At 48.7% G+C, this 12,064-nt stretch carries 8 protein-coding genes; all 8 read right to left on the minus strand.

Annotation, left to right across the window (positions count from 1 at the left end; all coding sequences use genetic code 11):
- Positions 1-16: 16 nt before the first annotated feature.
- A complete protein-coding gene (locus tag ACFPXP_RS22510; RefSeq protein ID WP_379896762.1) occupies positions 17-928 on the minus strand; it encodes a carbohydrate ABC transporter permease in 912 nt (303 codons plus the stop codon).
- Positions 925-3,462 carry a DUF5696 domain-containing protein gene (locus ACFPXP_RS22515; protein WP_379896764.1) on the minus strand — a complete coding sequence of 846 codons (2,538 nt, stop codon included), beginning with the start codon at positions 3,460-3,462 and terminating at the stop codon, positions 925-927. Before ACFPXP_RS22515 ends, ACFPXP_RS22510 begins: the two co-directional genes overlap by 4 nt.
- Positions 3,463-3,482: 20 nt before the next feature.
- Positions 3,483-4,109 (minus strand): YIP1 family protein, encoded by a 627-nt coding sequence (locus tag ACFPXP_RS22520; protein ID WP_379896766.1) that lies wholly within the window; start codon positions 4,107-4,109, stop codon positions 3,483-3,485.
- A complete protein-coding gene (locus ACFPXP_RS22525) occupies positions 4,102-5,562 on the minus strand; it encodes a hypothetical protein (protein WP_379896768.1) in 1,461 nt (486 codons plus the stop codon). The genes ACFPXP_RS22520 and ACFPXP_RS22525 overlap by 8 nt, the downstream gene beginning before the upstream one ends.
- Positions 5,563-5,578: 16 nt before the next feature.
- Positions 5,579-6,448, minus strand: coding sequence for a carbohydrate ABC transporter permease (locus ACFPXP_RS22530; RefSeq protein ID WP_379896826.1), 870 nt, complete (start codon positions 6,446-6,448; stop codon positions 5,579-5,581).
- Positions 6,449-6,456: 8 nt separating this feature from the next.
- Positions 6,457-7,413 (minus strand): carbohydrate ABC transporter permease, encoded by a 957-nt coding sequence (locus ACFPXP_RS22535; protein WP_379896769.1) that lies wholly within the window; start codon positions 7,411-7,413, stop codon positions 6,457-6,459.
- A 17-nt stretch (positions 7,414-7,430) separates the two neighbouring features.
- A complete protein-coding gene (locus ACFPXP_RS22540; RefSeq protein WP_379896828.1) occupies positions 7,431-10,271 on the minus strand; it encodes an extracellular solute-binding protein in 2,841 nt (946 codons plus the stop codon).
- A 159-nt stretch (positions 10,272-10,430) separates the two neighbouring features.
- The gene (locus ACFPXP_RS22545; protein WP_379896770.1) at positions 10,431-11,819 is read right to left on the minus strand and encodes an ABC transporter substrate-binding protein; all 1,389 of its coding nucleotides are present in this window, start codon (positions 11,817-11,819) and stop codon (positions 10,431-10,433) included.
- Positions 11,820-12,064 lie beyond the last annotated feature (245 nt).

Consider the following 12,064-nt stretch of genomic DNA (forward strand, 5'->3'; position numbering starts at 1 on the left):
CTCTCACCTTCCCTTCTTATTCATGGTAGAACACTCTTCTGGACACCACGTAGGAGCAGACCAGCAATATGACCGCGATCGCGAGGAAATAGACCCAGGCCATGGCGGAGCTAAGTCCGAAGTTGAATTTGGCGAAGCCTGTCTCGCGAATGAGATCCGTCATCGCATTTCTCGAGAAGGAGTCGATAATCGTATAAATGACATTGACGAGAATGAGCGGACTGACCATCGGAAACGTAATTTTCCAGAACGATTCATACCCGGTGGCCCCTTCCATCTTGGACGCTTCGTAAAGCTGCGGCGAGATCGTTTGAATGCCTGCAAGGAAAATCAATATTTGAACGCCAGACTGACTGACAATTTCATAAATGCGATCGACAGCGCCTGTAAGATAATTGACAATCGTATCGCTGACCCCGGCTTCCAGCATCATTTTTTCGAGCTCGAAGCTGCTTAACGCATTGATCATGCCGGAGCCGGCGTTCTGCTCGTTCACCGCTTGGATCAAGCTGCTGCTTTCAAGTGTCATGATGATGCCCGATGCGAGAATGACCGGCAGGAAAAATATCGATCGGGCAATCGATCTGCCGATAAATTTCTGATTGAGGAGCACCGCGATAAACAGGCTGAATATGACAATGAGCGGCACGTTGACCACCATGTTGACAATCGATTCAACTAGAATACGGTTAAAGCTGGTGTTCACGGTCAGCGCCTCCACATAATTCGCCCAACCGATAAATTCAATGATCATGCCATCTTCATTCGCTTCGATGTTGCTGAAGCTGTAACGAATGGAAGACAGGAGCGGAATGAAGAAGAAGAATACGAATCCAACCAGCCACGGCAGAACGTACATAAAGCCCCAAAACGCCTTCTGCTGAGCGTACGTTCTCTGTTTCAAGCTTAGCTTCGGTATAGCTCTCAAAGGTTCCCACCACCTGTCAAATAGCTCTCGGCTTCAATCCATCTGCCGTCTGCCATCACTTCCCGATCGTTGTAATTCACGATGACATATACACCATTTTCATACACTGTTTTCATGACGCCTTCGTCCAGCTTCTCATGTGAAATGATTCGCTCGCCCTGGACTTGTTTTAAAAATGCATTCACCTCTTCATACATTTCGGCGGCCTGATCAATCCATTGCTCATAGTTCACAGCGTATAGATCGTCATATTCTGTATCCTTTACTTCATAGTTCGGCTTATAGATCCATTCGAAGTACACGCCCGCTCCGTACTCCAGGCATTTCAGCACATACGGCTTGGAGCCTGTGTAAGTAGATAAGTTGAACGGCGCTCCCGTATAATCGATAAAGCCTCGCACAACCATTGAATAGAATGGAATTTCTTCATCTTCTATTTTGAATTTGCTGCTTTTCATCGGCGCATTCGTAATATCGGTCAAGTAAGGCAGCGCATAAGCATTTCCCCCGCTTGCCATGACTTCTAGTTTGCCGCGTATATGCTCCAGCGCTTGGACCGAGATGTCCTCCGATTCCGTTCGGTCAATTTGCCGATTTTCCCTGAAATCGCTGTTCAGCTGATCGGCCAAATCACGAAGAGAGATGCCGCCCGTCTCGTATTCCTCCAGCTTCTTCGTCACTGTACTCGCATACGTGTTTACGAGCCGAGGCGAAACGATATACGACGGTGAACGATCCCGATCACGGCGGTTCAGAGCCAAGTCCAAAGGATACAGCTTGGCAGGCACACCGCTCAGCGTCCTAGATGCATCCTTGGTTTCACTAAAACCTTCGCTATGATGAGCGATGACAATGGCCGTATCTGGGTAAAATGAAATACCCTCCGCTTCAGCAAACGAAACAAATTTTTCCAAACCTTTGCTTCCGCCAATCGCTCCATCAACCGATACGCGCTCCGGAACTTTATGATCGAGCCCTCCATTGAACCAGCCGGCATATTTCAGCTTGATATGGTGAATCCCCCGTTCTTTCATTTGCAGTACGATGGACTTCGCCTCTTCGAGCGTCGTTAGCTCTTCAAGCGACTGATACGGAATCCCTGCCATATGCTTCTGCTTCGTAATGGCCCCGATGAGCTCCACATAGAACGGACTGTCGCTTGCGGTCTGCTCCTGCGGCTGCGGTAGTCCGCCGGTGTTCAGCAAATACTGCTGATAATACCGCGCCATCCCTTGGTAGGAAGCGTCTTCGCCGCTGAGGAAAGCATAACGAACCGTAAAATCCGATTTCATCGGTTGTTCCTGGAATTTGGGCAGCGAGCGTTTCTGATCACTAGCATCCAGCGTGACTTCGCCCTTGTTCAGCACATAGAAGCTCGGGTAGACGTAGTTATAGCTGTTCAGCCGGCCGCTGATGTCGGCATGGATCGTTGCTGCAGACGCTCCTTCCTCAATGATGCCGAGAAAGGCAGTATTCTCCCGGATCATGCCAAATACCGGCAGTCTGACTTCCTCATTCCGCGCATCGTAATCGGTCGATTCCATCGCCAAATCGCTGCCGTACACTTGCTGCTGATAGGCTGGATATTTGGTTTTGCCGTTATTGAAATGTATCAGCGCACCGGAACCGTCCGGAACCAATATCGAACCGCTCACATCCGTTCCTGCGGCACCAAAGAAGCCCAAGACAGAGATGCTGTTCACCGGATATTCTTCAGGATACTGAATACGGGAGATGGGAACGTTCACGACAAGATGCTCTCCGTCCAAGGTATACTCCACCGCTGCAAGGAAAATACGCGGCTCCGGCTTCGTCTGATCCAAGCTGTTCTCTTCTATATCGCGAAGCAAATCTTCCTCCGTGTACCCCGCGTCCTCCAATGCCTTGAGCGCCCGCTCCAGCTGCAGCCCCTGCAGCGCTTGGTCGTTCCGCACGTAGACCGACTTCTCCTTATCCTCGGTATACGCGATAATTAATGCTCGCTGCCCCGTCTTATCCAACCCGCTCATGAAACGTTCCAAACGTTCCTTGCTGATCATCATCGGCATATCATCGGCCGTTTTCTCATCTGTTCCAAATTGATAGGTCACCCTGATCCCGCTTGGAATACGTTCAAAGGCAAGCTGGTTATGAACCACACTATCGGAATAAGAATTGACGGAGCTCGTTTGTCCTAACATATTGTAAAAGTCGATTTTCAGCTGTGAGGATAATAAATCCTTGTTAATTCCGGCGGCTAAAGGATCCGAATCCCGATCGACTGGATTGCTGTGCCATATTTCCCCGCTTTTCTTATGAAGGACAGCGACAGCGCCTGTCTGATCGTCAAGGAACAAGCGCAGCTGCTCGTTCTCAGCAATGCCCTTCATGCCCGCAACCCGCGTATCGGTAAAGGATGCCGTCACCGCCTCCCCACTTGGTAACGCGAATGTCTGCACTGGCTCCCCATTCGTCTTTTGGTCTGAATCAGAGCATCCCGCAATCATTAGTACACATAGAAGCATCGTGATGAACAGGAATGTTGTTTTTTTCATCCTGCATCTCTCCCCCTTTCTCATCCTCTCAGAACGATTTCTTGATAAATTACCGTAACGAAAGAAACGATTTGCTGGATTAAGCTAAAAAACAATAAGCATAGAAACGCCATAAAGCCCATTGCCACCACTGTTAAAACAATCGTACCGATCGTCTTCGAGGGCGTGAATTGATGCACCGTCATGTTCCCGACAAACAACAAAAACAAAAACCAGAGAACGGCGACGCTGTCAGAAAAATAATAAAAGGCGGACTCCTGCATAGAGATGAAATTGCTGAGCCATATCCACGGAAACTTAATGACGATCAGCGGAATAAGCGCAAAGCAGGTTGAAGTGAAAATTTCAACAAACTTCCCTTCTCCGTCCATAAGCGTTGTGAGCGACCAATTGGCAACACACCAGAACAATACCGGAACCACGACGTACGTTACCTCTAACAAGCTGTTCAATTCATTCGGATGCACGAGGTTAATGATGAACCCGCTGTATTGGCTGTGCAAAATATTCGTCACAGAAAGAAGAAACAAAATCACAATCGAGAGGATCAAGTTCGTCTTCCGATTGCTCTCGTATTTAAGGTCCCAATAGCCGTTAAAGGGGTGAACGATAAGCCCAAGCGGATATTTGATCAGCTCTTTATTCAATGGAAACCACCCTCTTTCCGCCCTTCTTTTTCCGGTACATTCTGATAAAAATGGCGCTTAGGACCACGATGACGATACCGGACATGACCGTAGAGAAATGTTCCCGCATCACTTGCTTGCGATACAGCAGGAACGCCTTCGAATAATTTTCCTGGTCCATGCTTCGCTTGAAATACTTCATCGCCTCGGCATACTCTCCTTGCCGCAGCAGCGCTTTGCCGATTCCGGCGTAGGCGAATTCCAGATTGGCATTCATATTGATCGTTTCATTGAATAATTGGTACGCCTTTTCCTCTTCTCCTCGGTAGTAGCTTCGAACCGCCTCATTCAGCGTCCGGCCATATTCGGTCGTTTTGAATACCGTCATTTCCCCAAGCGCCTTATCCAGCACAAGCATATCGTCACCTATTCGTTCGATCGATATGGGCGTATTGAATTCCCCGATCCGATTGCCGATCTCCCCGAAAATGTACATCAAATGTCCATCGCCCGTATAAGTGAAAATTCTGCCCCGTTTCGAATCGAGGACGGAATACATCTCGCTGTCTGTCACATCGATGTCTATTAAGCGGGAAGGCCCCTCATCGGAGAAATACTTTATATCCCCGCTAGGAGTGGAATACCCTTCTCTCCGTAAAATGTCGTTCCCCTGCGCGTTCAGCTTCTTAATGGGATCGCCTACCTCGTCCCCGTTGGTCGCATAAATAAACCCTTCGTCGTTGATATCTAAGTTTGTAAATTCCGTAGGGGTAAACATGACCATTTGACTGCGCTGCTCCCGTGTCGACAGCATCTTCCATACATACTCGACCGGGTCAACATGAACACGGTTCGCTCCGATGAATGAGACAAAATCGCCGTCCGCGTTAAATTCCATAAAGCCGTCGAACACGCCGGCTGCCATTACGTATACCCGGTTGGCACGATCGACAACAACCCGTACCGGTTGAAACTGAAAGTTGTCCTGAAGCAGCTCAGACTCCGGCGCGTTGATGATCTTAACGAGCTTCAAGTCTTGATCTAGATGTACCACCCTCTGATTTCCCGTATCGGCGATCAGCACATGCAGATCCTCGGTGACAAAGAGACCCTGTGGCTGGTTGAACGTATCGGTTTGTCCTTCTCGCTGAAACGAATCGATCACTTGCAAAAGCTGAAATCGATCGTCCATGACGACAACGCGGTGGTTCCCTGAATCAAGCACGTATATTCGTTGATCATTGGTCACGAATAGATCATTTGGTTCCACGAACGCCCCTGCTCCTATGCTCTCTCCTGTCAACAGCTCCGTCGCTTGATATGCCGCAGGTGCAGCCGTTGTATCTCCCCAGAAGGAATAATGATAGGAAGCTGTATCACCTGCTGCTTGGGCGCTCGTCCCCGTGGCTGCGAATCCCAGCAGCAAGCAAAGCGCCGTCAGTATCGTTGTTCTGATATGCCGCAAGCTTTTCAATGTGCACAGCTCCCTTCTACTCTTTCATTCCAGAGGTCGCCATCGTCTGCATGACGCTGCTCTGGGAGATGATAAAGAGTGTAATTGGAACAATCATGAGGATCAGTGAGACTGCCGCGGCAACACCAGCCCGCGCAATCCCTCCCTGCGCGATCTGACCCAATGCATAATGCAGCGTTTTTAAATTTTCACTATAGATGAAGCTGCCCCCGTCGGTTCCCCATAACGCCGGAAATTGAAGCACCATTAAGGTGAGCCAGGCTGGCTTTACGTTCGGCATCACAATCGACCAGAACACGCGATATTCGCTGGCTCCGTCAATTTTGGCCGCTTCCAGCAATGCATCTGGAATTTGCTCCATAAATTGCTTCATGAGGAATAGTCCTAACGGAAACGCCAAGGATGGGACAATGATGGACGCATGCGTATTGATCCAGCCGAGCCACGACATCACCATGTAGTTCGGAATCGACGTCACATGCGGAGAGAACATCAGCGACAGCACGACGATCGAGAACAGGGCTTTGGAACCGGGAAAGCGGTATTTCGCCAGCGGATAGGCCGCAGCCGAGGCAAGTAAAATGTGACCCAGTGTGCCGACCACAGTGATCAAGAGTGAATTGGCGATATACCTCGAGAACGGCACCCATGAATTCCCCATTAAAGACATCAAATCATAGAAGTTATCCATCGTCGGATTGTTGACAAAAAAACGCGGCGGGAAAATAAACAATTCGTCCAGCGGCTTAAACGCATTGTTAATCGTATAGATGAGCGGAAGCGCCATAAAGGAACCGAACAAGGCAAGGAGTAAGAACAGCATAAAGCTGACAGTCAAAGAACGATTAAGCTTCCTTGACACCCGAAATACTGCCATTACTTTCATGACCATCGTTACTCACCCACCTTTCTCAGCAGTTTTTGCGTCAGCATATTCGTCCCAATCATGATGCCGAACAGCACCGTAGCAATAGCGGAAGCGTAACCCATCTCGAAACGGATCGTTCCGAAATCCATCAAATGTGTTACAACCGTATGCCCCGCGTAATTCACGCTTGGGAAGCCGGCAAGTGCAATCGATACCTCCGCTACTGCGAACGAAGCTGTAATTTGCATGACCGCCCCGAACAACAGCTGCGGTCTCATGGAAGGCAGTGTAATAAACCAAAGCTCCTGCCAGCGATTCTTAATTCCATCCATTGCACCTGCTTCAATGAGAGATTTATCGATCGTTTGCAGCCCCGCGATAAAAGCCAAGAAGCTTGTTCCTAAGCTGAGCCACAGCTGGACGATAATAATGATCGTCAATATATATTTCTCATCCTGCAGCCATTGAATCGGCTCCAAAATCAATCCGATTTTCATTAAAAATCCGTTTAAATAGCCGTAGCTGTCCCCGGAAAACACTATCAGCCAAATGAAGAACACATTTCCGGAAATGGAAGGTGCATAAAAGATTAATGTCATGAACGCCCGGACCTTGGGTGACAGCTCATTAATAATCCAGGCGAAAAGAAAACAAGCGATGTAGCTGATCGGTCCGGTTATGACAGCGAACAGCAGTGTATTCTTCAAAGCGGTCATGAACACATCGTCATTTAAAAACAACCTGGAATAGTTCTGCCACCCGACAAACCGCGGAAGCTCCAGCATATTGAAATAGAAGAAACTGAGACCGAGTGAAACGACGACCGGTATGACAGTAAACAAGAAGAAAATGATCATATACGGGCTCATCAGCACATAGTAATGCTTGCTCTTCTTCAGTTCTTTCAAGAATTGCTTTCGCCTTGACGGCTCTGCCTGATGGATGACATTTGGTGCGGTCCCGCTGGTTGTTTCGGCTTGCATCGACTTCCACCCCCTGACTAGTACGGTAAATTAAATTCCTTTCTCTTGATCTCGATTTCATCGTTAATGTATAAGATATAGTCCGATAACGCCTCGCGAGGATTTTCGTTGCCATTAACGACTTTGCGGAACGCATTGTCCAAATGTCTTCCGGTAAAGTATCCGCCCGGCACTTGCGGGATCCCTCTGACCCACTGCCATTGGCTTTCTAGGTTCCTGTAATCCTTGGCAGGCCAAGGCAGCTGCTCAAGCGCTTCGATATTCGCCGTTGGATAACGCGCCGCGGCTCCCATTAACCCTTCCATCTCTCGCCCGTAAGCGATTTGTGTCTCTTGATCTGTCCACCATTTCATAAACTCCCAGGCTGACTCTTTATCCTTTGCATTCTGAAGCATCATCACGCCCGTCGTATGGCTGGCCACTTCGTGGTTGATCGTGCCGTCTTCCTGAACCGTACCCGGAACGATCGTGAAGTCCCATAAATTTTTGATTTCCGGCGCCATGACGGTCAGCATGTTATAGGTCGTATAATCCGCAATGCCGATCGGCATCTCCCCCGTTCTGAACCGGTTCGGGAAGTCCGCCTTCAGCGGGAACTTATAGTTGGTATAAAATTGCGTCCATTTTTTAAACATTTCCATCGAAATGTCGGAATCGAGCGCGCTTTGCTTTTGATCCGCACTGTAGAATTCGCCTCCGTTCTGATACAGCAGCATCGCAAAGGTGGCGTTTGGAACGAGATTGGCATTATTCAATGTGTCTTCCAGCGGCAAATAAAACTCCATGTTGTGCTTTTGAAGTACGGAAATCATGTTGTATACGTCCTGCCATGTCTCTGGTGGTGTTAATTCTAGTTCTTCCAAAATATCCTTGCGATAAAAGAGCATAGGGAAGATCTGCTGTTCGGGCAGTGCATACAAGCCTCCATCATACGTATAAGGGACTAAAGCGCTGTCGCGGAAACGGGAAGTCACCTCTTCGATGTCCTCGAATACCGTCAAATCCTGCGCCGCGCTGCGCATCGCATAGTTGACCGGTATATCTTCACCGATCTGCATCGCCACATCCGGCCCTTCCCCGGCGAGCGTAGCAGGCAGCAAAATATTCCCTTCCACGAGCCTCAGCTTCACCGATATATTCGTTTCGGGCGTAAAGGTATCGTCAATTAATCCTTTCAGCACCTGCGCCTGATCCCGGCCTGTGGTCACCCACACCGTGATCGAACGGTCACTTTCCCCGGTATTGCCAATGCTGTCGTAATCCTCGATATAAGAAGCAGCATAGGCTCCAAGCTCATGCTGCGCTTGCTCTAAGAAGGTCGCTTCCGCTCTTGGCAGCTCTTCGCCAGGTGAAGAAACGACGAGATAATCGAGAGAAAGCGGCTGCTCCCGTATCGTGAGAATCCAGGTGCCCAGCCCCCCAACATTGATTTTGAACGTATCGAGGCGTCTTGCCACCGTTTCAGGTTGTTCCGCCATTTCCTCCAGCTGACGCACCATCGTATGCAGAATCGCTACCTTATCGCTTCGTTCCCCTGTTGCTTGCTCCAAATAATCGGCAACGCTCTGAATCGTTTCGGCCTGCTCCTTAAACGTCTCTACCATCCCTGGAATACGCTTTTCCAATTGATAGTCACGATACGGATCGGGCGTGTTGGAAGTAATCATCAATATTTTGCGATACATCTCATTGAGTGAGAGCACACTGGACTCAATCGTGCGGATGAGCGGCGCGATTTCCCCTAGCGTTACCTCCAAGCGAATCCGGTGCGTCCCCTCGGTTAGATGGAATAAATAAGGCTCCTCTTCTCCCAAGACATCCATCTTCCAATCGGAGTCATAATGAAACCGAATCCGCTTCATTTCCTCGAATGGATAACGGCCGTCGATCATCAAACTCCGTGTGGCGTATACCCCCCGGAGCTGATCCTGCTTTCGTTTCAGGGCAATTTGGTACAGCCCCTCTTCCGGCACCTCAAACTCCCATTCAATCCACTGTCCTGGCTGCTTCCAGTTCAGTCCGCCAATCGTATTGATGCGGATTTTGGAGACGTGATAAGGAACCAGCTGAGGACTCGAACGATCCGATAACGGGTACAGCGTCGGTGATGATTTCGAAACCGCATCCTCCGCTTGAATAATCATTTCGTGATTTTGTACCGGTTCTAGGCCCTTCGCATCGTATTCAGCCAGCACCTCTTGATACGGCTTAGGCTCTTCTTCCTGATACAGCTCGATATAATCAACGAGCATCGGCTCACGTAAAGACGTGAAGGAAATTCGCTGCACTCCGTTTTCAAAATAATATAAGAACGGTTCCTCGTAATACCCCTCACTGTCCGAGAACGGCGTAAGCTGCCATACCGGGTTCTCCACCTGTCTTGGCCGCAGCTCGTTTCCACGATCGTCCCTCTGTATTTGATCGTCCCGGTTATCCCATACCCGATCGAACAATAGGACGTCTGATCCGTCAAAGGGAACTGCTCCGTTCAGGGCAAACTCCCGTTCAATGGCTGAGCTTTTTCCTTCCACTGGATAATAGTGGATTCTCATATGATAGAGACCGGATTCGCTCACCTTTACATCCCAGCTGATCGTTCCCGTCTCCGGCGTCATGACAGCCGCCCCATCCAAGCCATAGGGCCTCTCCATAATTTCGAAGCTGCCGCCCGACGCCTGCACGAAGTGCTCCCCCTCAATTCGAATCGTCTGACTCGGTCTTGGGGAGTTCATATGCTGCTCCAAATATGCGTCATAGCTGTTTCCATCCGCCGCGTCCGTTACCGCCACGAAGTCATCCATGGCCATCACCTGCGGGGGGCCGGATGAATCCGAAGGAAAGAAGACCCAAATTAGCATCAGCAACAAAGCGACAATCAGTAGGACAGAAACATACTTCTTCTTTAAAATGCTCAACTTTTCTCCCCTCCTGAAGCAAAAGTATCCATATTCGAATGAACAGCCCCCACGAAGAAAGCTTCGAAACGGGGACTGTTCATAAGGAACCTTTCAAGTAACTTATTGCTTATACACTTCATCGATGGCGGATTGGAACGTCGCTTTATACTTCTCAATCACCGTAGATACGGATACACCGCTGGTCAATTCCCCTAATAGGTCATAGTACGGAATAGACGGGAACGACTGCCTGTCAATGATATTCATATTTTCTCTAGCGATGAGTGCGTTCTCGATGTCTGTCTCGTTGTCAAAGTTGCTTTCCAGAGCAGCCTGACCCGGGTAGTCATAAATCGACTCGATATCATTAATTTTTTCCCAAATATAGATCAGCTGTTCTGGGTTCTCGGACTTCTTCGGAATCGTCAAGTACTGAAGTGCCGGTTCAACCGCATGGTACGTGCTTGCACTTGGTCCCTTAGGGAATGGCAGAAACCCGATGTCATAATCCTGCATGTCCTGCTTAATTCCGGAGGCTTCATAATCGGCCCCTGCATACATCAGCGTGTTGCCTTGACGGAAAAATACACTAGGCTCCGTCCAATCACCGCCTTCTGTTGGTCTCGCTACGTTCTCCGTTGCCAGCCGGGAGATGAAATTAAACGCCTCAACCACTTTTGGATCATCTAAATTTTGTTGATTTCCGATCACGTAATCTGTTTCATTCGCTGCCATCGCTTGATCTAAAAATGATCCGGAAGCGAGTCCCCACGTATCCAGCTTCCCATCGTTATTCGTATCCTTATTCGCCTCTTTGGCGACTTGAATGAAGGTCTCCCATGTCCAATTATCTTCATCAACGTATTCTTGAAGCGGCTTCATCCCCAAATTGTTCATGAGCGTTCGGTTGTAATAAATGCCCGTAATAATGTTCGTTCCGTCAAAAAATCCGTAACCCCGGCCTTCAAACTGTGAGTATTCTTGAGTCACCTTTAAATTGAACACTTTGTCATTGGTGATGTATTCATCCACCGGCCAGAACAAGTCTTGCTTGACGAGCGATGGAATCATATACGCTTTCCCCATGCGGATGATATCTCCAAGCGGCTCGCCTGCCATTAAGGAGGCCACTACTTTGTCTTGATACTCCTCGTAATCCAAGGCGATGTATTCTACCTTAAAGTTGTGCTTCTCCATCAGCGCTTCCAGATTCGCTTTGCGCTGAATGTTGTCCGGGTTATCCTCTGGAATCGTCATGTCCCACCAAGACACGATCTTGATCGTTCTGCCTCCCATGTCAAATTCCATTTCCGGTGTTCCGGAATCTTCCTCAACCGTTTCTTCATTGTTTTGGGAAGAAGTATTTTCATTGGTCCCTTGATTCGTGCCATGATTCGCGCCGTTATTGCCGCCCTGATTTTGATTTGAACCATTGCTGTTGCCGCTGCTGCAAGCAGCCAGCACGAGTATGAAACTAAGAAGCAATACCGTTATCTTGTGAATTCGCACTGTAAATCCCCCTTAAGCAAATTAGATACAACGAAATCATAGCGCTTTCATTTTTACCCAACAACCGGATGAACCATAGGTGTCACACCCTTCAAATTATAGGAAGCACGTGGCCCTAGACCGCGTCACTCGGACGATGATGCCAACAAGTAAACAACGGTTAGCGATGCAAAGAAAAGCACATTGTTTCATCCCGCAGAAATCCAGATAATGAAAGCGTATTCTTTTTTCTGTATTCTGAATGC

The organism is Marinicrinis lubricantis (genome assembly GCF_042658665.1).
In the GTDB taxonomy this organism is placed as follows: Bacteria; Bacillota; Bacilli; order Paenibacillales; family KCTC-33676; genus Marinicrinis; species Marinicrinis lubricantis.

Coding starts and splice junctions, on each gene's coding strand:
- ACFPXP_RS22515 (WP_379896764.1), bottom strand. CDS start 3,462: ATGAAAAAAACAACATTCCTGTTCATCACGATGCTTCTATGTGTACTA.
- ACFPXP_RS22530 (WP_379896826.1), bottom strand. CDS start 6,448: ATGAAAGTAATGGCAGTATTTCGGGTGTCAAGGAAGCTTAATCGTTCT.
- ACFPXP_RS22535 (WP_379896769.1), bottom strand. CDS start 7,413: ATGCAAGCCGAAACAACCAGCGGGACCGCACCAAATGTCATCCATCAG.
- ACFPXP_RS22540 (WP_379896828.1), bottom strand. CDS start 10,271: ATGCTAATTTGGGTCTTCTTTCCTTCGGATTCATCCGGCCCCCCGCAG.